The organism is Lactobacillus sp. W8174, assembly GCF_016100975.1.
In the GTDB taxonomy this organism is placed as follows: Bacteria; Bacillota; Bacilli; order Lactobacillales; family Lactobacillaceae; genus Lactobacillus; species Lactobacillus juensis.
In genome coordinates, this window is the sequence record NZ_JACFRN010000005.1 from 179,559 (window position 1) to 204,320 (window position 24,762).

Sequence of the window (24,762 nt, forward strand, 5' to 3'; positions counted from 1 at the left end):
TTTCTATTTATTCAAATTAACAAATGTATTGAATTTCATATATTGATAATGAATTCGCATTGTAGAAACTTCAAATGGAGTTCCATCATCCAAAAAGAAGATACCTTCCATTACTCCTACTGGTTCACTCTTTTTTAAATTAAGTCGAGACTGGTCTTCATCATTTGAAGGTTCAACCGTAATATTCAGAAACGCTTTGGTAACGACTTTATTTTGCGAATCTTCTAAGTAATTAAAAAGTGATTTTTTCAAGTGTTCTGGTTTGAGTTCAGGAACAATTTTAATCGGTACATAGCCTGTTTCTATTAAAAATGGTTGTTCATCTAAAAAACGCAGCCTTTTAAATTGGTACACAAAGTCATTTTCTTTAAGAAATAAGTCTTGTGCTATCCCTTTGGGAGTCTTGATTACGCTAAAAGAAAGCAATTTGATCCCCTGCTTTTTGCCTGGAACCTTCAAACTATCAGTCAAACCTAGGTTAGACCCTTCATAACGAAACAAAGATTGATTTTTTAAATATAAAGGGTTAATAAATGTTCCACTACCCCTTTTTTTAAAGACAATCCCTTGTTGAGAAAGCAGCTCCATCGCCCTTTTCATTGAGGAACGACTTACTTGATAGTGTTCAGCTAGACTACGCTCGTCTGGAAGGCGCATCCCCTCATATTTATTATCTAAAATATTCTGTTTAATATCGCGCATTACAGTACGATAAACGAAATCAGCCATTATCTACCTCAATTATTTATATTCTTGACGGCAGCAATTAACCATTCTGAAAATTGCTTGCGGTCAACTTTCACTCCAACTTGAACATTTGCTGGTTTATTAAAGAAGTTATTAAAATCAATCAAAGAAGCACCATAAGCGCTTGGACTTTTGGTATCAACTAGAACATATGCAGGCTCAAAAATAAACATTTCGGGTTTTACCAGCATGCCTGCTGCCAATGCATCGTATACTTCACGGCCATTGGTTTCAGTATGATCATGTAAATTACTCATAATATGATAGAGCATGTCTCCCGTTCTGCCTAATTGCTTAATTTGGGCCAAAACATCTGAAGTCACATATGCTTGATGTCCTAATTCAAGAGGTGCCAACAAAATTTTTACACCACTTGAAAAAACAATCTGGGCTGCTTCAGGATCTCCTGCCACATTATATTCTGCATAAGGTCCCCAATTGCCGCGACCGATTGCACCACCCATAATTACAAGTTGCTCAATTTTATCCAGATCTTCTGGAAATTGTCTAAAGTAAAGTGCAAAATCTGTTGCTGGTCCAATTTGCATTAACGTTACTTTTTCAGCACTGCCCGCAACAACTTCATGAATTGCCTCTGCAGCAATACCTGGTTTTAACAAACTCATATCAGGGCTAGGAAAGTCAAACCCAGCCAGTCCACTCTTTCCGTGAACATCCGAAGCATCAATTTGATCTCGCAATAATGGTCTGACAGCACCACTTACAACGGGGACAGTGGTTTTTAAAAATGTTTCCAATTTTAAAGTATTATCCAAAGTATTTTTCAATGGTACATTGCCCCAAGTTGCTGCTATTAATTTAACATCAAATTCAGGAGCAAATAAGGCAGCGGTAATTGCTACAACATCATCAATTCCGGGATCAGTACTAATTATCAAAGGTTTTTTTAACATGAGTATCCTCTTTTTAAAAAATAGTTATAAAACAATAATACCAAATTTAGCCTTTTCTTGCTGTAAAAATAAAAAGAGTTAACCAAATAGACAAACTTGGGTCAACTCATAAATTTACTTTTTACGATCTTCTATCTTACCATTTGAATGAGCAATAATGGCTTCATCGCACATTCCCAAAAAAAGCCCATGTTCTACCACGCCTACGGTATGATCCAAATAATCAGCTAAACCACCAGGAACAGGAATAGGATCAATATTCAAATCGATAATAAAATTGCCATAATGAGTTACAAAGCGTTCATTTCCTGACATGCGCCACTGCGGATTTAAGCCTTCAGCTTGAAAAAGTCTAAAATTTTGTTCACATGAAATAGGTAAAACTTCAACAGGCAAAGGAAAACCGCTTAAACGCTCAACCACTTTAGATTCGTCTACAATCCAAATTATTTTGCGAGAATTAACTGCAACGTTTTTTTCCATGGTTAAAGCGCCACCGCCACCTTTAATACCATCAAAATTAGCTGCTAATCTGTCTGCACCGTCGATGGTCAAATCCAGTTGGTCTACTGCTTTCAAGTCATCAACATGAAACCCGTAGCTTTCCATTTGCTTCTTGCTTCTACTTGAAGTCGTTACCACGGCTGCTAAATTAAGTCCTTCTTCTTTTTTTCTTCTGCCCAATTCATCAATTAAAAATGCCACTGTTGAACCAGTACCTACTCCTAGTTTCATTCCAGGTTTTACTAATTCAGCAGCTTTAATTGCAGCCTGCTTTTTTAACTTATCCTGTTCTTCTTTATCCATGATTCATGCTTTCTAAAATACGTAATTGATCTGTGACTAAAATTATTATAGCAAAAATATTAGAAAAAGAAGATACAAAAAAAGCAGCTATAAACTGCTTTTAAACTTGACTTTATTATTCCGGATCAATTTCAGGAGCCTTGTTAATTTCGCCTGACATCATCCAAATTCTCTTTTCTACATCAGTGTGGAAACCAGTTAACATATCATTAGTTGAATAGTCTCCTTCTTCATCACTGACTTTAATGCCTTCTTCATAGAGTTGATCAAGGTAATGGTAATCTTCAATAATTTTTGCATAACGTTCATCTATTGTTTCGTTCCAATTGCCCTTTTCATCAGGAATCTTAGTTTTAGCTGCTATTTCACCTAAGGTTGAAACTGGAGAACCATCAAGAGTAATTAAACGTTCAGAAACTTGATCCAGTTGGTCAGCTAATTCGTCCATTACCTTATCTAAATATGGATGTAATTTCAAAAAACGATTACCACGCATGTACCAGTGATGTTGATGAACCACCATGTGTAGTTGAGTCAAATCAGCAACTAATTGGTTTAAAACTTCTTTAGTCTTTGGATATTTCATATAAAAGTGCCTCCAAAATCTATTAACATTGTTACACTTTTATTATAGCCAGTAAGCGCTATTAATACTAAAATATTGTTTAGCATTTTTTACTCCTACTATAATCTATAATAAAAAAATCTGCCTTTACCAGACAGATTTTAAATAATCTATTTTTTATGCAACATCTGGGGTTGCATTGTTCTTCTCTTTCTTTAGAGTGACATTGTCATAATGCTTAATAAACGGATACCAGATTAGAAATGCAACTATTGCACATATAATTGCGAGGATCCCTCCTTGCCAACTTGTCGTAGCTAAGTAGCCACCAATACCAACTGGTGTTGGCCAAGGCTGTTGTACTCTAATGACCGGAACTATCCTTGCCGCAATAGCTAAATAAGCTACCAGACCGGAAGCCATTGGAGCACAAATAAACGGCACAAATAAGTCAATATTATACACAATAGGCAACCCGAACAGAATTGGTTCGTTTATATTGAAAATTGCTGGTACAATTTCAACTTTACCTAATTCTTTCAACTGTGTTGAACGTGCTCTTAATACCAGCCAGATAGCAACACCTAATGTGGCACCTGAACCACCAATTGTAACAAACGCATTTAAAATTTCACCAGCAAAAACATGGTGAGTACCTTGATTAACATTTGCCTGCATATTAGCTAAAACTATTGGTGAATAAAAGGAGCTAATAATTGTTGCGCCATGAATTCCAAACCACCATAAAAAGTGAATTAAAAAGAGTATGATCAGGAATCCCCACCAAGTATCTGCAATATTGCTGATGAAAGAAAACGGGATAAATAACACATTGAATAAATCAGTTCCTGCCAAAACTAAGGCCATATTAATTGCCGACATCACTACAGCAACACAAAAACCAGGTATCATGGCACTAAATGAGTTTGCCACTCCTGATGGGACTGAATCTGGCATTTTTATTTGCCAGTTGTGCTTAATTGTAAAGCGATAAATCTGAACGGTTATCCACGCAACCACTAATCCAATAAAAATACCTACAGCACCTATACGATAAATACCAGTTAATGGACCTGCTTGGTATCCGCCAGCAACCATTTTGTCTTTAGTAAATATGGTTATAAATTCTACTCTGCCATTTTTCCAAACTAATTCAGCTACGGTAATAAAGAACCCCATTAAGAACATCATCAAGCCATCTATAGGTATCAAGTTTAAATGTTCTTCATCACGGTAAATTTTTGTATAAGAGTAAGCAAAAGTACCAGAGAAAACTAGTGCGATGATGCCCATAGTAGCATTATAAACAGACTGAAACAGATTAGTAAGACGACCTATTGTTCCCGCATACCAAGTAGCAAACCCGGGAGCGGGAATTGCTTGCGGCAATACAGTCAAAATTAAGAAAATGGACCCAATTATCGAAAATGAAATAACGCTATAACCCGCATCCATAATCGACCTTACAAATCTTGTGGCAGCAAATTTACCGGCCACTTCAGCAATTCGATCTTTTATTGGTTTTTGATTTGGTTCAGCCATAAAATATACTCCTTTCAAATAGTAATACATAATCAATTACTATTAACAAATATTGTAAGCGTATTCAAATAAAATGCAACTATTTGTCTTTTATTGCAGTTTCGATTGCATTTAAATATTTATCTTTTCCAATAATAATGTTATGTATTCTACGTTCACAGAAATAAGCTAACAAAATGCCAGCTAATAAAATAGCAATCATAAAATAACTTGAACTTGTACTGGTTATAAAAGGGAAGATTTGCAATTTAAAAGGTAAAAACAGACAAACGATCAGAAAAGTATTAGCAACAATTTGTATCCAAAAATAAATTCTTGTAATTGGTACATCACTCCTGTGGTTGTACATTTTTGTTATCTGTTCTATAGCAGCAATGCTGGAGAAGAGAGTTAGTATACCAGATAAAATTATCCCTAAGAGTTTTTTATATTGAACTAAAATTAACAGCCAAAAAAGGTTAGCAAACAAAAAAATGACAACACAATAACGGACCATTAGATAACGGCTAAAATAAAGATATTTGATCTTATCATTATGTTTTTTACGTTCAACTTTATTTTTCTCTAAAGAACTATTCATTTTAAGCTTCATTCCTTTACTATATTATATTAACAAGTATAGTCTAAATTAATCAAATAATGATAATAATTGTACGCCTTGAACTATAGGTAATAATTGTTATAAAATATATCTGTTAACGCTATCACAATTAACTAAAAAGGAGATAAAAATGTATTCAGCAAAAATGCCAGATGGATTTTTATGGGGAGGAGCCGTTGCTGCTCATCAGTTAGAAGGTGCTTGGAACGAAGATGGCAAAGGAATGTCAGTTGCTGACGTCATGACTGTAGGTTCTGCTTCTAAGCCACGCGAAATCACTGACGGAATTGTTGCAGGCAAAAATTATCCTAACCATAGTGCAATAGACTTTTATCATCACTATAAAGAAGATATAAAATTAATGGCAGAAATGGGTTTTAAAGCCTTCAGGACCTCCATAGCCTGGACTAGAATTTTTCCCAACGGTGATGATGAACACCCAAACGAAGCCGGTTTAAAATTTTATGATGACTTGTTCGATACTTGCCATCACTACGGCATTGAGCCAGTAATTACTTTATCTCACTTTGAAATACCATTTAATTTAGTTAAAAAATACCACGGCTTTACTAACCGCAAATTAATTGATTTCTTTGTTCGCTTTGCCACAGTTTGTTTTAAACGGTATCAGAGTAAAGTGAAATATTGGATGACATTTAATGAAATTGATAACCAATCTGCATACAATGATGACTTTTTAATGGCTACAAATTCTGGAATTATTCTTAAGAACATGACGGATAAAGAAAAAGAAGCTGCAATGTACCAAGCGGCTCATTATGAATTAGTTGCTTCAGCTTTGGCTATTAAAATTGGACATAAGATTAATCCAGATTTTCAAATTGGTTGTATGATTAACTATTCTCCAGTAAGACCTTTGACCTCTTCATCTGCTGATATGCTCCTAGCAGATAAGTTTGAACAAAGGCGCGACTGGTTCTCAGACGTTCATGTTTTTGGTGAATATCCCAAAGAAGTTGAAGCATATATTGAACGAAACGGCTATCGTCCTGATATTACTGATGAAGACAGAATTGTACTGAAAGAAGGTACAGTAGACTATGTTGGCTTCAGCTACTATCAAACAACAACTGTCTCAGCCCAAAATGTAAAAGCTGATGAATTGAGTGACTTAGCTAAGGCAAAAGCTGCTAATCCAACTTTAGAAAAAAGTGATTGGGGCTGGGAGATTGATCCCGCTGGTTTGAGAATTGCTTTAAATCATTTAACTGACCGCTATCACAAACCACTTTTTATTGTGGAAAATGGTTTAGGTGCATATGACAAAGTTGAAAAAGATGGCTCTATTCATGATGATTACAGAGTAGATTACTTAAGAAAGCACATTTCTGAAATGGAAAAAGCTGTGGAAATTGACGGGGTTGACCTAATGGGCTACCTGCCATGGGGGCCAATTGACCTGGTATCCGCTGGAACGGGGCAAATGGATAAACGGTATGGCTTTATCTATGTTGACAAAAATGATGCTGGTGAAGGTACTTTGAAACGATCACGCAAAGATTCATTTGACTGGTATAAAAAAGTTATTAGTTCAAATGGTCTAAATTTAGATTAGAATAATATTTTAAACAATCATAAAATAAGCGATTCCGCCAATCAGCAGAAATCGCTTATTTTTTAAGTATTCAATTTTTTTACTATAGACCCCGAATAGCCCTTAAAAATAACTGCCAGTCACAAAAAGCATGACTATACTGTTACATTAACTTCGTAACTATTCTTTAAAAGTTACTAAATAATTGATCTATTTTTTGATATTCGTCTGAAGTTAAATCAACTTTCATAGCGGCCGCATTACTCTTAACCTGGGCAGCATTACGGGCACCTGGAATGACAACGCTAATTGCAGGATTCGCCATATACCATGCTAATACGGTTTGTGTAACTGTCGCTTGATGATCAGCAGCAATTTTTCTGATGCCGTCAATACCTTTCATTGCCTCATCATATTGCTTTTCACTGAAATCTCCCAGTAATTTTCCCCCATCACTATTTTTAAATTTTTCCCAGTCTTTTGAATAATATTTACCGGTCAAAAGTCCTGATGCTAATGGGAAGAACGGTACAAAGGAAATATTATTTTCTTGTAAGTACTTTAATTCTTCTTTAACCGGAGCTTGGTGAACTAGGCTAAACTGGTCTTCAACAATGTCAACTTTGCCATTTTTGTTTGCTTCTTTAATTTGAGCTAAAGAAAAATTGGAAACACCAATTGCTCTTATCTTACCCGCTTTGCGAATCTCATCTAAAGTTTCGATTGCTTCATCTTTAGGCGTATCCTTGTCCGGAAAATGAATGTAAAAAATATCAATATAATCTGTTTTCAATCGTAACAAGGCTTCATCGACTGCTTTTTTAATAAACTCAGGTCTATTATTGATAGCCATATCGTGTGACTGGTCTTGAGCTGCCTTGGTAGCAATAATTACTTTGGACCGATCATAGTCTTGCAGCACATCACCAATAATTTCTTCAGATCTTCCCAGACCATATACATAAGCTGAATCAAAAAAATTAATTCCTTGTTTTAAAGCTTCTCTTAAAAGATCATAGCCATCTTGTTCATTTAAATTCTGAAATAAGTTATGTCCACCAACTTTGTTAGTTCCTAAACCTAACGGAGTAGTATAAACGTCACTTTTACCAATTTTTATTTGTTTCATTTTGATTCTCTCCTAAATAAATGACTTGAGAGGCTCAAGGCAATAATTTTGTAATTTATACATATAAGAAAAAAGCAGACCGCATTTCATTAAAGCTAAATCAGTTAAGTCAATTCAGTGTTTTTTACCTAGGTAATTTATAAAAAATTACCTATTTATTAACTAATTGAAATTATTGTAGAAATAAGTTTTAACTACTTATTAGCAGTTTCTTTCTTTAACGCACCTGCTTTAAAAAGCTTTTCATAAAGGTCTACCATTTCTCCAGCCAAATCCCTAAAGGTAATGGCATTCATCAAATGATCTTGTGAATGGACTACCAGAAGGGTAACCTTCGTGTGATCTCCTTGAGCCTCTTTCGTCAACATCCCTGTTTGAGAGTTATGTGCTTCGTTCAAAGATTGATCCGATTCTTTCAATTTAGCACGTGCACCTGCAATGTCACCCTTTTTCGCAAGACGAATAGCTTCAAAAGCAAGGCTTTTAGCGTTACCACCATTGGCAATAAGTCCCATGGCTGCTTCTAAAGTTTCTTGTTCTTTTTGTTCAGGTGTTTCCTTTTCAGACATCGTAATCCCCTTATCCGTTAATTAAGTCTTCTGCTTGTTGTAAAACCTTTTTACCATCCATCATGCCATAAGCACGCATATCAATAACTCCAAGAGGAATGTCCTTACCTTCTTTTCCTTGACCTTGGACTTTATTCTTAAAGTCATCTTCCATATACCGAATTTGAGGTCCAAGCAACACACAGTCGGGATGATCTTGTTCAATGTGTTGTGAAGCTTCTGAAGCTGGACACGCAAAAATATGTGCGTCAATACCCTGATCCTTCGCAGCTTGCTGCATTTTGGTAACCAATAAAGATGTACTCATTCCGGCACTGCAGTTAAGCATAATAGTTTGTTCTGCCATAATAATACTTTCCTCCTAAAATGTATCCTAATATTAATATCTTCTATTATAGCACGTTTAAAATAGCGCTTACTAATATATCCATTAATTTTTACATTATTCGAAATTTATAATTACATCTAATTTTTTCTAATTAAAAATAAATATTCGTGGTTATGCACTACTTTGCTTACCACGAATATTAATATAATATAGTCTAAATGTATCTTTTAAAAATTTACATAATAATTGCCTGTGGTCTTTTAAAGAATCAGTTAAAATCCCCTAAAAGCCATCACAATGCCAGCTATACCAATAATTAACAATGCCAAACCAATAATTAGAGAAGTCCACATTGCCACTGGCATAAAGCCGTTATTAGTGCCCTTATGCAAGATTCCACGGATATAAACGACACTATTAACTATTTGATAAGACCCTAAAGCCATCATAATCACAGCAATGATCATTAAAAATGCTGCACTTGTTAAAAAGTTTGTCATTTTAACACCCTCTTTTAAATTAGCTCACTATATTATAAAGTAATTTTACCACCTTTTGAAATTAAAGTGGCCAAAATTTTATCATGTTTTTTAACTCTAAATTCAAAAAATGATAAAAAAAGGAAATGAAACCGCTAATTAGTAAAACTAAGCCAACAAGTAACTCTTATTAGACTGTCCCACCCGATAACGCTGACTGAGTAAAGTTACACAAACTCCATAACTATGCCAAAGCTGATAGATTTCAATTTTATTTTGTTTAGATAATTTAGACATAAAAATAACCCCCCAATTTTGTCCTAAATTTGGGGGTTATATTATGGGTCATATCATGACCGCTATACTTTTTGATACTTAGAATTCTTCGTCATCAGCAGATGGCTCGACCTCTTGATAACGATAAATCCCAGTTTTACCAGCTGTCATTATTCCAGAAAGCAGCTCTTCTTTCTTTAGCTGACTACGATTGATGAACAGTTCCAGCAACATGGGAATATTAACACCCGTGATAATTTCCATTTCCGGATTACTTTTTAGTAATCTGACCAGCGTATTAAAAGGAGTTCCTCCCTTTAGATCTGTTAAACAAAAAACTGTTCCTTTTAGCTGGCTGATCTTTTCACTTATTTCAGACTTTAATTGTTCTAAAGATTCGCCATCTGTGAAACACACGGTTTGGCAATTTTCTTGTTTACCGCAAATCATCTCTGCTGACTTTAATAATTCAGGTGCTGAATTACCATGTGTACAAATAATTACTCCAACCATATAATCACGCTAAAATTAATAATCTAAGCAGCGGTAATAACGGCGAATATCCATCGGGTGACGGTTAATATGCTCAATATGAACATCAATTCTGTTATTAATCGCATGGAAGACAAACGGCGACAAGGTGCCACGATATTTTTCTGAAAAACCCGGCAGGTCATAGTCTTTAGAATCAATAATAGTATAGTTACCACAAATTTCTGGTAAAAATTTAGCAACACGTTCACTTAATGGCCGTTGACTGTCTTCACCGACATAAACGGTAACTGGAGTATCCCGGTCAACAATTTCAAACATCCCATGGAAAAATTCTGCTGCTTCCACTGCGCGCGTTCTAATCCAGTGCTGTTCTTCCCAATAGCACATTGCATATGAATAAGTGGCGCCCCATTGATTACCGGCACCGACGAAATAATGAATTTCATCGTCATGGTGTTTCTCGGCAAATTTTTGGGCAAAATCATCTGCATTTTCTTCAATGTCAGCAATGTCTTTTGCAAAATGTTGATCCATTTCTTGATAAAATTCGTCATAATCTGGAAATTCACCATTCAAATACATTAAGCGATCTGCGACCATAAAGAATTTTAACTGTTCATTTTCAGGATAAGAAATACAATATGTTAGCATTGAAGCTAACTTAGCTTTCGGATCGTCCATAAAACCTAAAATGATTGCACCAACTTGGTTTAAGTTTTTAACTGCATCAACCATTTCTTTAGTATTTCCAGTAACTGAAGATATCACCACCAAGGTCTTATCTGTAATACGTTTATTACCAGTTACATTATATTCAGCAGCATTTTGATAAAAAGTTTCTAAAGCACTTTTTTCCTTCATGTGGATATTAGCCTGCATCCCTGAAGCATAGGTGCCACCAATTCCTAGCCAGCAAATGTTGGTTATGCCTTTTTTAAATAGTGGATCAATCACATTGTTAATTTGACCTCGCAGTTTAAGAGCACCAGTCATACTATCAACTAATTTTTGTTTATTAAACTTACGCATTTTTCTTCCTCTTTTTTTAAAATTATTCTATATTTTTGAAGCCGTTATTTCATCAAAATCAGGGTACGCAGAATGTTGCAAATCTATCTTCTTCACTTGTGATAACTTATAAGCCAGCAAGTGAACGGGTACAGTCATAAATAAAGAAGCCAAAAGTTCGCTTGTTGTAATACCTAGACTAAGGCCGTCAGCTGTTTCACTTTCATCTTCACCTGCATATATCGTGTAGACATTTTTAACATGCTTATTTAAGAACTGCTTTAAAAGCGCCATTCTGTCATGTAATTTTCCCAACGGGTCTAAACAAATGATAAAGTCATCCGCGTTCAACCCCAGATAAGGACCGTGCATGTATTCTTCCAGTTCTTTTCCCCAAGCATTAATGCGAACCGCTTCTGTCGTCTTGGTTTCACCTTCGCGGCTGACGCCATAAGCTGCGCCGTAACCGATAAAGACTAATCTCTTCGCGGTGGCAAATTTACTAATGTTATTTTCAACCCAACTACTTGCACAATTAATTACTTCAGGCATCTTCTGAACTATACTTTTTATTTCAGCTAAAATTTGTGTAAATTCGACAGACGAAAGTTTGCCTGTTTTTTCTGCAATTAACATTGCTAATAACATTAAATCTAAAATTTCTACGCTATAGCCAGCACTAACATAAGGCATTTCTTCAACTGGCATTCCCATATCTAAAACGTGATGGCAAGCTTTTCCAACTGGACTGTCAAGCTCACTTGTTAAAGCAAAAACTGTATTACCGGCATCTTGTAATCGCTTAATAATTTTTACTACAGAGTAGCTGTGACCGCCTTGAGATATCGCAATACATAAAGAATTTTGCTCAACATGAAGCAAATAATTTTCAGCTATAGACGGCTCTTCAATTTTTACCGGCATTTTTAAAATATTGCTCATGAATGGCAATGCACCATATGCAGCATTAGAACTGGAACCAGTTGCATAAATAACAACATTAGTAATATTATTATTTATTTGACCTATCTGCTTAGCAAACAAGTCCTCATAATTTTGCAAAACTGCTTCATAGTATTTTGGTTCTAAGTGGACATAATCTTCTATACTTTTCACAAGAGTCTCCTTAAATTATTGACCCAGCAATCCTGACCAGGCACCAAATATTCCGATTGCTGCTATCAGTAACAAAATATATTGTGATTTCCAGCCTTTTTTATCAAGCCAGAAAATAAAGAATGTGAATAGTAATGGTAAAATACCGGGAACAATGCCATCACAAATTTTTTGAACAGTAGTCGCTTCAGCACCACTACCAATTTTCAAAGGCATTTTCAACGTTACCATGGTTGCAACCATAGCTCCGACAACAGCAAGTCCTAAAACAGAAGCACCATAGGTTAATTTATCCATTAACCCAGTCTTTTGCACTTTATCAATAAATGATGAACCGATATTGTAGCCAATAAACAAACCGTAGTATCTAGTGATAATAGCTGGAATATTAAAAATCAATAAGAACAAAATTGGTCCTAAAATATTTCCTTGCATTGCTAGAGAAGTACCAATTCCCGTGGCAATAACCCTTAACGTACCCCAAAAGAATGAATCACCGATACCACTCAAAGGACCCATTAGTGCAACTTTAATGTTATTGATTGAAGCTGCATCAAAATCAGGATCAAGTTCGTTTTGCTCCTCCATTGCAATTGAGATACCTAAAGGAAAAGTACTGAGCCATGGCGTAACATTATAAAATTCCAAGTGCCGTTTATAGGCTTCTTTTAATTTTTCCTTGTTTTTGCCATAGATCTTTCGTAAAGCTGGAACCATGGAGTAGGCATAACCAAGATTCATTTGGCGTTCATAATTCCAAGCCCATTCCATCGTGAATGAGCGCCAGAATGTTTTCATTAAATCTTTTCTGGTGAGTAACTTAGAATTCTTCATCTTCATAATCTATGCCTCCATCATCTGAATCTTTTTCACTTGTATCATTAGAATTAGCAGCAGTATTTACTAACGGTTGACCTTTAAATGCGGAATAGCCAGTTAGAATAAGAGCCAAACATGCGCCGAAAATGGCTACGCCAGTTACCGATACTTTGAGATAGACTGCCAAGGCGAAACCAATAATAAAGAAAGTGACATTATTCTTGTTGACCATCATCTTAAGCAGCAAAGCAAAACCATACGCAGGTAAAAGTCCTGTGGCAATGCCCAAGCCATTAATAATAAACTGAGGAATAACGGCTAAAATTGCTTTAATTACTGGGCTACCTAGCACATAAGAAATGCCAACTACTAACCCTATTGGCAAGTTAACTGAGAAAAAGCCGCCCAGTACGTTCATCCGACTTACACCGCTACCATCAGCTTCTTCGGCATATTTATCAGCGCGGTGAACGAAGAACGGCAATATGAAAATAAAACACAAATTTTTGATTACCAAAACCAGGGATGCAATGGGAATGCCCAAGGTTAAAGCAACCCCAGTGCTCTTCCCCGCTCCGATGGCAAAAGCAGTTCCCAAAACACTACCGGAAATTATTTCTGGGGGAATTGCAGCACCAATAGAAAATGAACCTACAAAGGCTAACTCCAAAGTTGCCCCCATAATAATTCCTTGATGCAGGTTACCCAACACCAAGCCAGTTAGCGTACAGGTTACAAGTGGCCTTGACAGCATGGATGAACCAACAAAGTATTCACCATTACCCATCATCGCAATTAAAGCCAAAATAATTGCGGTTAAATATACATTCATTATTTACCTCCAATCATTTCTTATGAAATTCTTGTTTCTCATCATTTGGCACCTGCTGAATCCAGACATCTACTCCCTTTTGCTGCAACTGAGCTAATTCATTAGCTTCTTCTGCAGTTAAATTAATAGTTTTAGAGTAGTTTGCTGTTCCTTCTCTGGGCTTAGTGCCACCAAGATTAAGGCCAGTTATTTTGTCTCCAGTTCCCTTAATTAATTCAACAGCATCAGCAACCGATTCCACTACGATCAACATTTTATATTTATCTGTTACACCCGAATTAATTGCTTTAATACTGTCTGCTACAGATTTCATTACTAGCTTTGACTTTTCTGGTTTTGCCAATCTGATGGCCGACTTGCGAAAATCATCATGAGCAACATCATCATTTACTACAAATATTGTATTAACGTCTAAGCTATTAAACCAGGAAACAGCCACTTGTCCATGGACCAAGCGATGGTCAACTCGCACTAGTTTAATCATTTTTCTTTCCTCCATTAACTAAAATCTATTGAGTACCTTGTTTTTACAGCATCCTGCAGTCTGTACTCTAGGGCTACAATTTTACCTTGCCTAGTTGAAAACAGGTTCGTAATTTTAAACACAGGATCTTTTTCCTGGATATGAAATTGCTTGCTAATTTCTTCCGTTGCTTTAATTAACTGAAAGTCTTGGTAAACATCATCCGGCTTCTGGGTACCGGTATTGACTGCTTCAATTATTGACATTACTTTTAAGCAATTTGAATCAAATCCCGGAAAATTATCTAAAAGTAACAGTAAATGTTCGCAGGTAATTTCACCCTTAATTTCCGCTGTAAAAGAGATATCATATAACAATTCGTGTGAGCTCACATTAAAAACTGCAGCATAATATGAACCAACTAGCCTTAGATAAGTATCCTTAAATTTTATTTTGTCCGATGACTCCAAATATAACGGCTTAATAATGCCAGTCATTTCCAAAATATTTTGTTTTGAAATTATTGGAGCAACAAATAAACCACTTCCTTTTTTACGCACAACTTTATTTTCAGCTACTAATTTATTAACAGCCTTTCTAATTGTGGTTCTACTAACATCATATTTTTTTTGCAATTCAGCTTCATTTGGCAGCGTGCTGCCGGGCGGATAACCGCCATTATTGATTCTTTGAGCCAAATCAGCATATATATCTTTAAAAAGCAAAACTAATCCTCTTGATAATCATAAATATTATTGGCATTAAAATGATATTTAAATTTATTTCCTAATAAATATTGGGTAGTACTCTCAATTGGCAGATCATCGTCTTGATAATTAAAGCTGTTTACCTGATAAAGGGGAGTCCCCTTTTTGACCCGCAATAGACTGCCTATTTTTTTATCAGCCAAAAAGCAACAGATACTCTCCCTACCATAGGTTGGCCTGATTTGATATTCTTTTTCCAATACTTCATAAAGTGACTTATTGGTAAAATCAATATTAGCCATTTTGGTAAAATCTGTTTGATTAAAATATGTTATTTCATAGGTTAAAGGAATATCTTTGACAAACCTAACTCGTGCAATTTTGATAACCTGTCCTTCAGGTGCATTAAAAAAATCCTTTAATCTCCCAGGCATTTTTTCAATGGTAGTTGCCAAGTGCTTAATTTTGACAGTTTTATTCCTAAGTTCAGTTGTCATTGAGTCCATGCCCAGCATATTAATGTCAATTTTCTTGTTAGAAATTATTCCCGCCCGTTCTTTGGCTTGTATTTGACCTTCATTTTTCAGCCTGTCTAAAGCATGTTTAACTGCATTACGACTAACTTGCAATTTTTCTGAGATTTCCCGTTGGGAGGGTAATTCACTCACCTTTTTAAAGTGAATTAAAAATTCTAAGTACTCTTGTACTTGTACTGCAGCAGTTCTTTCTTTAAATTCCATGATATCTTCTTCATTCTGGTATCATTATCTTATTTTATTGCTTCTTTTTTTAAAAATTTCCCATTTCAATGGGCTATAATCAAGGCAATTTATATTTAAAAATATATCTTCATTAATTTTGGTACCAGACTTATAGTAATCGCTTCCACTTACCTTGTCAATGGTTTTTTATTTATTTCGCATTCTTTATCTACTTGAGGGCGTTTTAATAGTAGAATTTGCCTTAACTGTTGGTAATTAACTGCAAAGTAAAGTAAAATATTTAAGGATTAAAAAAGGAGTGGCATAATGTCGAGACTAGAAAGGCCTGTCGTGATCGGTATTACTGGTGGCTCAGGCAGTGGAAAAACCACAATTGCTCAAAAAATTGTTGCACAAATGCAAGAAAACGAACATGTCCTGATTATGACGCAGGATTCTTACTATAAAGATAATACCGGTATCCCCATGGCTAAAAGAATGAAGATCAATTATGATCATCCCGATGCCTTTGATGTACCTTTACTAGAAAAGCAACTGCTTGATTTACTGGCATACAAGCCAATTGAGATGCCTGTTTATGATTTCAAGGAGCATACACGCAGCCAAAAAACAATTCACAAGGAGCCTGCCGATATCATTATCCTTGAAGGAATTCTGGTTTTAGCTAACAAAGAGATTCGCGATTTAATGGATATCAAAGTATACGTTGACACAGACGACGATATTCGTTTTATTAGGCGTTTAGAACGGGACTTAAATGAAAGGGGCCGCTCTATTGAATCTGTAATTGACCAGTATCTGAGTACCGTTAAGCCAATGTATCATCAGTTTATTGAACCGACTAAGCGTTATGCTGACATCATTGTTCCAGAAGGAGGCAAAAATGATGTGGCTATTGATATGCTGACTACTAAAGTCCATTCTATTTTAAGTAAAAAAGAGCAATAAAAAAGGAGTAAACGCACTGAGCCCCAAAAGCTTGACAACTTTTGGGGTTCAGTACAAAGTGCATTACTCCTTTTTACGTATTTAATCAACTTTAGGCTTCAAGGCATTGTCAAATAAATTAGTAATTAACTTCACTAAAACGCCATCGAAAACTAAAGCAGAAATGATGTTAGTAATAAACATCACAATTTGAACCTGCATACTGAATTTACTCCAACCATATAAAATATATGAAGGAATAAAACAGCCAAATGAAGCAAAGAATGCACCAGTTAATACGCTTTTCCAAGTGAATTTTTGGTAACGTTCTTTCTTAGGAAAAAAGCCAATTTCATTAGTGGCACCTTGAATGACTCCTGAAAGAATGGTAGTAGCTCCCCACTGTCCACCGATTGCCATTTCAACGACAGAAGCAAGTAATTCACCGATTGTTCCAGAGCCGGCTGTGGGAACAAAGTACATTGCCAGTGGTCCCGCCATAAGCCATAAGCCAGAAAACACAGTGTCTGTTACCGGCGCAAAACCTGTGGGTACCAAGAGCATCTTAACTAAATTAAAAGCCCAGTTAAAACCATAGGTATAAATTACACCCATAATGATACCAATCAGTGCAATTAAAATAATTGACTTCACATTCCATTTTGAAGATCTTGTAAACATAAAAATACTCCTAACTTTATAAGTCATTAGGAGCATCTTTTGTAACTAAATTTAACACTTCCCTAACGCAGGTATTGTCCCGTTCAGGTTCAGAGGGTATTTCTCAGCTATTTGGCACCCCTAGTGACTGATATTCATTTTTTACTAGTATATCACATTTTAACTAGTTTTTCTGCATTATTCAAAAGAACAATTATTTTTAAAACTGACTAAAACTCACTAACTTATCTTTAGTAAGATCACGAATAATAGCAAGTGTCAGATCTACGGATGCTTTAAAGTCAGAATAAGCGCTAAAGCAATACGGCGAATGTTCATAACGCACTGGGATGCCAATCACAATAGTAGGTGCTCCGTTTTCATAATATATGGCAGCACCATCCTGGCCACCACCAGTACGAACCGAACGAGTATATGGTATATGATTCTTATCAGCTAAATCACAGGCATATTGCTGGAATTTAGGATTAGGCAAAAAGGAAGTATCCATGTCACGGAGCATTGGTCCTCGCTTTAACCCTGTTTGTGATAGCCATTCTGGAGTAAAGGTATCATCAGCAGGACATGATTCCAAAACGATAGCTAAATCAGGTTTTACGGCTCTAGCTGTAACATATGCACCCCGCAAACCAACTTCTTCCTGACTTGAAAGTGCAGCCACAACGTTAAAATCGCATTGTTCGCCCTTTAAATTGTCTAGGACATCTGCCATAGCAGCTGCGCCAAAACGATCATCAAAATCTTTGCCAAAGAATAAGCCACTTTTGTCGTTGTATTCACATTTGACATCAACAAAAATTGGACAGCCAGTATCAATTTGATAGTCATTAATAGTTTCAGCTCGAGAACCGGAGCCAACATCAATAGACATATCGGCTACATCTGGTACATTATTTTTTTCAGCTGCTGTCATAAAGTGCGGGGGTTTAGTTGCAACTACTCCAGGCACATACTCCCCTGCACGATTTTTTATTTTGACGCGTAAAGCAGGGATATTGTACTTGACCCAGCCACCCAATGGTACGAATTTAATCATTCCATTAGGCCGAACAGCCTGTGTAATAAAGCCAACAGAGTCAGAATGAGCATCTAATTGAATTACCGGTTGATCTTTTTTATTTTCTTTCTTAGCTGCATATACATTGAGCATGCCATCAACTTTGACATTAGCAAAATCACGCACTGTTTCAGTAAACAATTTAACAAATTCCTCTTCAAAACCTGAGGTAGAATTGGCGTCGGAAAAATCTTTGAGCATTTTTATTTCTTGTTGTTTATCCATTTGTATACCTTTCACTTAAATATCTTATTCTTCAATTTTACCAAAAACTTGCATTACAAGTTTAAAAAATAAGTAGGTTCGTAAATAATCTTACTGCTTTTGGTAATATATATACTTTTTGTACGTAATTTACACCTTAATAACATAAAATAGTCTAAAATAATCTGTTTTTTTGCTCAAAAAATGATATAATCGAAAATATTAGGAATTATAATTGTTTTAAATGAAGGGTAGATAAATGCCAAAAAACGACAATATTAATAATATTATTGATCATAAATTGTTTAGTGAAGATGACATTCATCAGATGTGTGTCAAGTTAGGAAAGCAGCTTACTACAGATTATGCTGGTAAAAAGCCTTTAATTGTTGGGGCTCTTAAAGGTGCCATCTTCTTTTTAACCGATTTAGTCAGAGAAATGGATGTTAAAGCTGAAATTGATTTCCTGGACGTTTCTAGTTATGGCAACGAAATGGAGTCTTCTGGCAAAGTTAAGCTCGTTTCTGATTTAGCAACCGATGTTAAAGATCGTGATGTTTTAATTGTTGAAGATATTGTTGATACTGGATTAACTCTAGATTTTATGAAAGAATTGCTTAAAAAGCGTGGCGCCAAAAGCGTTAAATGCTGCGTTCTGCTTAACAAAGAAGCAAATCGTAAAGTAGATGTTGATATTGAGTACTTTGGTTCAAAAGTCGGAAATGAATTTGTAGTGGGCTACGGACTTGATTTTATGAATTTTTACCGCAACTTAAAATATATTGGTGTGTTAAAACCTGAAATTATTAAATTAGTTAATAATAAATAAAAAGGAGTTGTCTCTTGGACAACTCCTTTTCAAGTGTCTATCATTCTTTAGACACCTTTTTTTCTTTATCTACAGCTTTAACTATAAACCAGCGCATAAATCCCTGCTCTATATCGTCAAGTTTGAATTCAAATCCTTCTAACTCAACTTTTTCACCTTTTTTTAAATCTGGATAATGTTCCATCATGTAGCCACCAATTGTAATAATGTCACTATCCTGGAAACTTTTTAAATCCTTTTTAAAATAGCGGGCAAAATCATATAAAGTCGTTTTGCCTGATACATGAATATTACCTTGCTTGTCTTTAATTATATAATCATCAGAAACATCATCAATTTCATCTTTGACAGTACCAAATAATTCTTCATAAATATCCTTATCAGTAACTATTCCGCTGGTACCACCGTATTCATCCACAACAAGGACAATTGGCGTATGCTTCTTAATCATTAATTGAAGAATATCTTGAATTGGCATCGATTCAGGTACAGTAATCATCGTTCTAATAATACGCGTAACTGGTACATTTTCGTCAATCTGACTCTGCTGAATAACATCAAAAGCATAGATATAGCCAACAACATCATCTTTATTGTTTTCGCGCACAACTGGAATTCGGCTTGAACCTTCATCTAAATACATTTTAAGAGCTTGCTTAATTGTTTCAGTTGAATTAATAACTACTAGCCGTGTTCTATCAGTCATAATGTCTTTAGCTATTTTGTCATTCAGTTCAAAAGCACGTTTCATATAGGTCAGGTCGTTTTTATCAAGTGAACCCCCATGAACAGCTTTACGTGATAATTTAATGATTTCTGATTGAGAATAAACCTGATTTTCCTCATCAGCCGGCTCAAAGCCTAACATTTTCAGTAAACCATTTGAACTAGCATTAAGTAACCAAACGAAAGGATAAACCAAAGTATGAAATAACTGTAAAGGTGTCACTATTTTTAGCAAAATCTTCACGGGCATGTCAATTGCAATATTTTTGGGCACAATCTCTGTAACCACAACTTCTAAATAAGTTAGAAGAATAACGCCTAAGATTGCACTGATAGAGCGAATGACAGAATGGTTAAGATCAACTAAATTAAACATTCTTTCAAATATCGCAGCTAAAGTATCAGCTGAAAACCAACCCAAGACTACACCAACTAAGGTAGTCCCAACCTGTGTGGTAGAAAGATACTCATTTAAATTATGAGTCATATGCAAAGCGCGCTTAACTTTGCGCTGGTTGCCAATTTTATTTGACAGCATATCTTCAAGTTGGCTGGGCCTAGTTTGAACTAAAGCAAATTCTGCAGCCACAAAGAAAGCTGCAAAAACAAATATAACTAAAGTTGCTATTAAATTAGTAACTATTTGGGCCGTACTCAAAATTTATATCACCTTTATTAGTTTATCGTTTAAATTAAATTCCCTCATTTAACATTTTATCATTAATAGCGCTTTATTTTAATTAGATTACATACTTATTTAACTAATTTATAAATTTTCTTAAACGGTAAACGATCAGGATAAAACTTGGGATCATTGACTTCTGCTGCATTATCCTGGTAACCAAGCGCAATTGCCATACCCACAAGTTCATCCTCTGGTATTTTACAATACTTACGTACCAGCTCAGGATAAGATACCATTGAATGCGCAGGCATAATTGCTAGTCCCTCATTAAGCGCAAGCAACATGATACTTTGTGAAAAAATCCCTAAATCATAAACTGACCAAGCTGGAGAGGTTCTTGGGATCGTAAGGAAAGCGACATCCTGAGCATTGAACATATTGTTATTTGATTCCGAGAATAGTTCCATTTTGTTATTAAAAAAATAAGGCTGGGAAGCCCCAACAGCAGCCATATTTTGACTAGGATATGAATCCCAATTGAGTGACAACATTTTGACAAAATCTTCGTGAGGCTCAACATTGTTATCAATTTGAGTTTTCACTTCTTTTTTTAGACCAGAAAGCGCATTACCAGTTAACATATAAACCTTCCAAGGCTGTGAGTTAAGTAATGACGGAGATAACTGTGCCCTTTGAATAATCTTAGCAAGTAATTTTTCGTTAACTTTTCTACTAGTAAACTTGCGAGTTACTCGTTCATGGTTATAAACTTTATTAAATTCCATTCTGATTCAAATCCTTACATATTAAAGAGAATATATGAAACACTCTACTTTTTAAAACAAATTTCTCTAGAATTTCAAATACAGGTAGAAATAATCAAAAATACTCTATCTTTTTAATACTCACTTGTTTACACTTCTACTAAAGTTACAAATTGAAGCATTACTATCTAATAAAATCAGTCATATACACATTAATAATATTAATAAATTATACGCAATATTGCAAAGGTATTTGGCAAAGATAACAAAAAAATTTATAAAGAAAGATTAATTTATTTGCAACTTTGTGTATAAATCACAAAGTTACTTTTATTATTTTCCTGGTTAAATCAGTATTATTAAATTATATACGGAGGTTTTTAAAATAGATATTTATAATTTGTTCAGTTTTAAACATATGCAAAATTAAAAAACAGTTTAACTATAAAACAAATTAAACCGCCCCTTTATATTTTATATTGTCTGCGTATTTCTCGTTCTTGATCCCGTTTCTTAATTGCCTCCCGCTTATCATATTTTTTCTTTCCTTGACCAACACCAATAAGAACTTTGGCAAAACCATGTTTCAGATAGACCTTCAAAGGAATAATTGCAATTCCACGTGCAGACTGGTCCTTAGCAAGTCTTGCCAGTTCCTTTTTATGTAAAAGCAACCTTCTTGAACGAAGTGGTTCATGGTTATAGCGATTACCTTGCTTATATTCGCTGATGTGGACATTTTCAAGAAAAGCAGAGCCGTTAATAATTTGTACATAGCCATCGCGTAAATTAATACGGCGTGCTCTCACTGATTTTATTTCCGTGCCCGTTAAAGCAATACCTGCTTCATAAGTTTCTTTAATGAAATAATCATGATGTGCTTTTTTATTTTGAGCAATTAAATTTTCATTTTTTTCTTTTTTCAATTTTCTAACCTAATGTTTATATCTACTTAAATGTGGATGATTACCATTTTTTTGAAAATTGTTGCGGTAGTGACCCTTATGTGCGTGATCGTTGCGAAAGCCCCGATTACCGCGTCTTTCGTTTTTCGTACCACGATTATTATGAGACCTCTTAGGTGCATTAGGATCATAAATTTCAAAGTCAAGCTGATGCTGCTCAACGTTAGCATTCGTAAGGGTTACTTTAAGAGGCATCCCCACATGATATTGTTTATGAGTACCGCGTCCAGTCAGGGTCATGCTTTTTTCATTATAACTGTAGAAATCATCCGTCAAATTTGAAATATGAATTAAGCCTTCAACTGTATTGGGCAACTGGATAAACATTCCAAAACTAGTCACAGAAGAAACAACAGCATCAAAGTGTTCTCCAACTTTATCCGCCATATATTCTGTCATCTTTAAGTCATTTACTTCTCTTTCAGTATCAACAGATACACGTTCCTGAGTTGAAGTCTGATCTGCAACTTCAGGTAAATAGCTGGCAAAATGATCCTGTACTTTTTGATTAATACCCTTTTCACTATAGGCGTGAATCATTCTATGCACCATTAAATCGGAATAGCGCCTTATTGGTGAAGTAAAATGAGTATAAAACTTAGCTGCTAAGCCAAAGTGTCCCAGTGGTTCTTCTGAATAATGTGCCTGCTTTAAACTACGCAGCATCATCATTTGAACTACTGCTTCTTCAGGCGTATCAGTTGTTTTAGCCACAACTTTTTGTAAATCAATTGGCTTAACGTGATTAGGATCAGCGGTAATATGCAATCCAAAAGCACTGCAAAATTCAAAGAAGCCTTTAATGCGTTCACCATCTGGAGTTTCGTGCACACGATATAGAAACGGAACGTGTTTGCGATAAAAGTCTTCAGCCACAGTTTCATTTGCCATCAACATAAATGATTCAATCATTTTTTCAGCTATTCCACGATTGTGTAACACAATATCTGTGGGTTTACCTTGGTCGTCGACAATAATTTTTGCTTCTGGTTCTTCAAAATCTATTGCACCACGCTGATGTCTTTGCTGATATAACACGTTATGTAGTTCAGCCATATCTTGCAACATAGGTGCCAACTTAACGTATTTGTCTTCAAGCTTTTCATGATTATCTGGATCTAAGACCTTGTTGACATTGTTATAAGTCATTCTGCCGTGTGATCTCATAACAGAGGGGTGAATACGATAATCAACCCGTTTTCCTTCAGGAGAAATTTCCATTTCACAAGACAAAACAAGACGATCTTGCCCTTCGTTTAAAGAGCAGATGCCGTTAGATAATCTAAAGGGCAACATGGGAATAACACGATCAACAAGATATGTACTATTACCCCTGGTAAAAGCTTCCTTATCCAACGGAGAGTTTTCTGTCACGTAGTGAGCCACATCAGCAATATGAACCCCTAAATGATAGTTACCGTTAGGAAGTTTCCATAAAACCACGGCATCATCGAAGTCTTTAGAATCATCCCCGTCAATGGTAACTGCGGGTTGCTCCCTAATGTCCTCACGATTCGCCATTTCTGCCTCTGTCACGTGATCAGGAATGGCATTAGACTGCTCAAGTGCAGCTTCAGACCATTCTGTACGAACATCATGTTCAGACACAATAGCCATAATATCGACGCCTGGTAAATTTTTGTTGCCTATAATATTGGTAACAACACCTGTCATCGAATCTGGATTATCTTTGTCAGGATAGTTAGCAAGCGATACTTTGACAATATCTTGTTTTTGTGGATGCAAACTGTCCTGACTAATATAAACGCGATAGTTTGCCAGTTTTTTATTTGAGCTGAGAACATAACCAATAAAATGACTGGTTTTTATTTGAGCATCAGTCATTGAATGAAATTCACCAACAAGTGTTTTCGTGCCACGTTCGAGAATTTCTTCTACTTGTCCTTCAGGCCCCTTACCATTCCATGGATTACCACCAGCAGTGATTTTGACCTTAACACGATCACCATCCACGGCATATGCTGTATAATCGCGAGCAATAAAAATATCATCAGCATCTTCGTCCTCGAGTTTGACGAAGCCAAAGCCCTTGCTGTTAGCCTTAAAAATGCCTTCCACTTCGGTATTTTCTTCAGCTAATTGATATCGACCATTGCCATCAGTAATTATTTTCTTTTCCTGTTCCAAATAGGATAATGCTTTGACCATATCTGAAAAACTGCCAAGTCTGTCTCGGCGTAATATACGATCAATTTGTTCAACTTGATATTGTTTTTTAGGATTGTGACGAAAAATCTCTAAAACATTGGCTAGGATATTCTCGTTTTGTGCCATGCACTTAACTCCGTT

Annotated in this window: 28 protein-coding genes and 1 riboswitch; of the genes, 3 read left to right on the forward strand and 25 right to left on the reverse strand. The window is 35.5% G+C overall.

Annotated elements, in window-relative coordinates; all coding sequences use genetic code 11:
• Positions 1-3: 3 nt before the first annotated feature.
• The 6 genes from H3U49_RS08115 to H3U49_RS08140 all read right to left on the reverse strand — a co-directional run bounded on the left by H3U49_RS08115 (position 4) and on the right by H3U49_RS08140 (position 5,155).
• Entirely contained in the window at positions 4-729 is a 726-nt protein-coding gene (locus H3U49_RS08115; protein ID WP_198180939.1) for a GntR family transcriptional regulator, read from the reverse strand.
• A gap of 8 nt (positions 730-737) precedes the next feature.
• Positions 738-1,661 carry a nucleoside hydrolase gene (locus H3U49_RS08120; protein WP_198180940.1) on the reverse strand — a complete coding sequence of 308 codons (924 nt, stop codon included), beginning with the start codon at positions 1,659-1,661 and terminating at the stop codon, positions 738-740.
• Positions 1,662-1,775: 114 nt separating this feature from the next.
• Complete coding sequence (gene rpiA, locus H3U49_RS08125; RefSeq protein WP_198180941.1) at positions 1,776-2,468, reverse strand: ribose-5-phosphate isomerase RpiA; 693 nt, start codon at positions 2,466-2,468, stop codon at positions 1,776-1,778.
• Positions 2,469-2,583: 115 nt separating this feature from the next.
• Positions 2,584-3,054: a DNA starvation/stationary phase protection protein gene (locus H3U49_RS08130; RefSeq protein ID WP_034977145.1), complete on the reverse strand. Its 471-nt coding sequence runs from the start codon at positions 3,052-3,054 to the stop codon at positions 2,584-2,586.
• A 156-nt stretch (positions 3,055-3,210) separates the two neighbouring features.
• Positions 3,211-4,575 (reverse strand): PTS cellobiose transporter subunit IIC, encoded by a 1,365-nt coding sequence (gene celB / locus H3U49_RS08135; protein ID WP_034977143.1) that lies wholly within the window; start codon positions 4,573-4,575, stop codon positions 3,211-3,213.
• 79 nt (positions 4,576-4,654) lie between these two features.
• Positions 4,655-5,155, reverse strand: coding sequence for a PTS cellobiose transporter subunit IIA (locus tag H3U49_RS08140; protein WP_198180942.1), 501 nt, complete (start codon positions 5,153-5,155; stop codon positions 4,655-4,657).
• Between the two features lie 151 nt (positions 5,156-5,306).
• Here H3U49_RS08140 and H3U49_RS08145 point away from each other — a divergent pair, with 151 nt between their 5' ends.
• Positions 5,307-6,752 carry a 6-phospho-beta-glucosidase gene (locus H3U49_RS08145; RefSeq protein ID WP_198180943.1) on the forward strand — a complete coding sequence of 482 codons (1,446 nt, stop codon included), beginning with the start codon at positions 5,307-5,309 and terminating at the stop codon, positions 6,750-6,752.
• 166 nt (positions 6,753-6,918) lie between these two features.
• Here H3U49_RS08145 and H3U49_RS08150 read toward each other — a convergent pair whose 3' ends face one another.
• From H3U49_RS08150 to H3U49_RS08205, 13 genes are all read right to left on the reverse strand, one after another.
• The gene (locus H3U49_RS08150) at positions 6,919-7,860 is read right to left on the reverse strand and encodes an aldo/keto reductase (protein ID WP_198180944.1); all 942 of its coding nucleotides are present in this window, start codon (positions 7,858-7,860) and stop codon (positions 6,919-6,921) included.
• A 194-nt stretch (positions 7,861-8,054) separates the two neighbouring features.
• Positions 8,055-8,429, reverse strand: a complete 375-nt coding sequence (locus H3U49_RS08155; RefSeq protein ID WP_198180945.1) for a PTS lactose/cellobiose transporter subunit IIA — start codon at positions 8,427-8,429, stop codon at positions 8,055-8,057.
• Between the two features lie 10 nt (positions 8,430-8,439).
• Complete coding sequence (locus H3U49_RS08160; protein WP_034977128.1) at positions 8,440-8,775, reverse strand: PTS sugar transporter subunit IIB; 336 nt, start codon at positions 8,773-8,775, stop codon at positions 8,440-8,442.
• Positions 8,776-9,029: 254 nt separating this feature from the next.
• Positions 9,030-9,257, reverse strand: a complete 228-nt coding sequence (locus tag H3U49_RS08165; RefSeq protein WP_198180946.1) for a hypothetical protein — start codon at positions 9,255-9,257, stop codon at positions 9,030-9,032.
• Positions 9,258-9,404: 147 nt separating this feature from the next.
• On the reverse strand, positions 9,405-9,533 hold the full coding sequence (locus H3U49_RS09950; protein ID WP_255528837.1) for a hypothetical protein: 129 nt from the start codon (positions 9,531-9,533) through the stop codon (positions 9,405-9,407).
• 78 nt (positions 9,534-9,611) lie between these two features.
• Complete coding sequence (locus H3U49_RS08170) at positions 9,612-10,025, reverse strand: PTS sugar transporter subunit IIA (RefSeq protein ID WP_198180947.1); 414 nt, start codon at positions 10,023-10,025, stop codon at positions 9,612-9,614.
• Between the two features lie 15 nt (positions 10,026-10,040).
• Positions 10,041-11,036 (reverse strand): SIS domain-containing protein, encoded by a 996-nt coding sequence (locus H3U49_RS08175; RefSeq protein ID WP_198180948.1) that lies wholly within the window; start codon positions 11,034-11,036, stop codon positions 10,041-10,043.
• A gap of 27 nt (positions 11,037-11,063) precedes the next feature.
• On the reverse strand, positions 11,064-12,131 hold the full coding sequence (locus tag H3U49_RS08180) for an SIS domain-containing protein (RefSeq protein WP_198180949.1): 1,068 nt from the start codon (positions 12,129-12,131) through the stop codon (positions 11,064-11,066).
• 15 nt (positions 12,132-12,146) lie between these two features.
• Complete coding sequence (locus H3U49_RS08185; RefSeq protein WP_109585973.1) at positions 12,147-12,971, reverse strand: PTS system mannose/fructose/sorbose family transporter subunit IID; 825 nt, start codon at positions 12,969-12,971, stop codon at positions 12,147-12,149.
• A complete protein-coding gene (locus tag H3U49_RS08190) occupies positions 12,952-13,782 on the reverse strand; it encodes a PTS sugar transporter subunit IIC (protein WP_198180950.1) in 831 nt (276 codons plus the stop codon). The genes H3U49_RS08185 and H3U49_RS08190 overlap by 20 nt, the downstream gene beginning before the upstream one ends.
• A 13-nt stretch (positions 13,783-13,795) precedes the next feature.
• On the reverse strand, positions 13,796-14,266 hold the full coding sequence (locus H3U49_RS08195; protein WP_198180951.1) for a PTS sugar transporter subunit IIB: 471 nt from the start codon (positions 14,264-14,266) through the stop codon (positions 13,796-13,798).
• Positions 14,267-14,280: 14 nt separating this feature from the next.
• A complete protein-coding gene (locus H3U49_RS08200; protein WP_198180952.1) occupies positions 14,281-14,970 on the reverse strand; it encodes a GntR family transcriptional regulator in 690 nt (229 codons plus the stop codon).
• Between the two features lie 2 nt (positions 14,971-14,972).
• Positions 14,973-15,692 (reverse strand): GntR family transcriptional regulator, encoded by a 720-nt coding sequence (locus tag H3U49_RS08205; protein ID WP_198180953.1) that lies wholly within the window; start codon positions 15,690-15,692, stop codon positions 14,973-14,975.
• 288 nt (positions 15,693-15,980) lie between these two features.
• Here H3U49_RS08205 and udk point away from each other — a divergent pair, with 288 nt between their 5' ends.
• On the forward strand, positions 15,981-16,622 hold the full coding sequence (udk, locus tag H3U49_RS08210) for a uridine kinase (protein ID WP_198180954.1): 642 nt from the start codon (positions 15,981-15,983) through the stop codon (positions 16,620-16,622).
• Between the two features lie 81 nt (positions 16,623-16,703).
• Here udk and H3U49_RS08215 read toward each other — a convergent pair whose 3' ends face one another.
• On the reverse strand, positions 16,704-17,282 hold the full coding sequence (locus H3U49_RS08215) for an ECF transporter S component (protein WP_198180955.1): 579 nt from the start codon (positions 17,280-17,282) through the stop codon (positions 16,704-16,706).
• A 42-nt stretch (positions 17,283-17,324) separates the two neighbouring features.
• A riboswitch (TPP riboswitch) is annotated at positions 17,325-17,414 on the reverse strand.
• Positions 17,415-17,481: 67 nt separating this feature from the next.
• Positions 17,482-18,564, reverse strand: a complete 1,083-nt coding sequence (locus H3U49_RS08220; protein ID WP_198180956.1) for a M42 family metallopeptidase — start codon at positions 18,562-18,564, stop codon at positions 17,482-17,484.
• A gap of 238 nt (positions 18,565-18,802) precedes the next feature.
• Here H3U49_RS08220 and hpt point away from each other — a divergent pair, with 238 nt between their 5' ends.
• Positions 18,803-19,372 (forward strand): hypoxanthine phosphoribosyltransferase, encoded by a 570-nt coding sequence (gene hpt, locus H3U49_RS08225; RefSeq protein WP_198180957.1) that lies wholly within the window; start codon positions 18,803-18,805, stop codon positions 19,370-19,372.
• Between the two features lie 40 nt (positions 19,373-19,412).
• On the opposite strand, the gene H3U49_RS08230 is transcribed toward hpt, so the two are convergent.
• The 4 genes from H3U49_RS08230 to rnr form a co-directional block, all read right to left on the reverse strand.
• Positions 19,413-20,756, reverse strand: coding sequence for a hemolysin family protein (locus H3U49_RS08230; protein ID WP_198180958.1), 1,344 nt, complete (start codon positions 20,754-20,756; stop codon positions 19,413-19,415).
• 95 nt (positions 20,757-20,851) lie between these two features.
• Complete coding sequence (locus tag H3U49_RS08235) at positions 20,852-21,508, reverse strand: nitroreductase (RefSeq protein WP_198180959.1); 657 nt, start codon at positions 21,506-21,508, stop codon at positions 20,852-20,854.
• Between the two features lie 446 nt (positions 21,509-21,954).
• The gene (gene smpB, locus H3U49_RS08240; RefSeq protein WP_045927674.1) at positions 21,955-22,413 is read right to left on the reverse strand and encodes an SsrA-binding protein SmpB; all 459 of its coding nucleotides are present in this window, start codon (positions 22,411-22,413) and stop codon (positions 21,955-21,957) included.
• A 9-nt stretch (positions 22,414-22,422) separates the two neighbouring features.
• Positions 22,423-24,747 carry a ribonuclease R gene (rnr, locus tag H3U49_RS08245; protein WP_198180960.1) on the reverse strand — a complete coding sequence of 775 codons (2,325 nt, stop codon included), beginning with the start codon at positions 24,745-24,747 and terminating at the stop codon, positions 22,423-22,425.
• Positions 24,748-24,762: the final 15 nt, after the last annotated feature.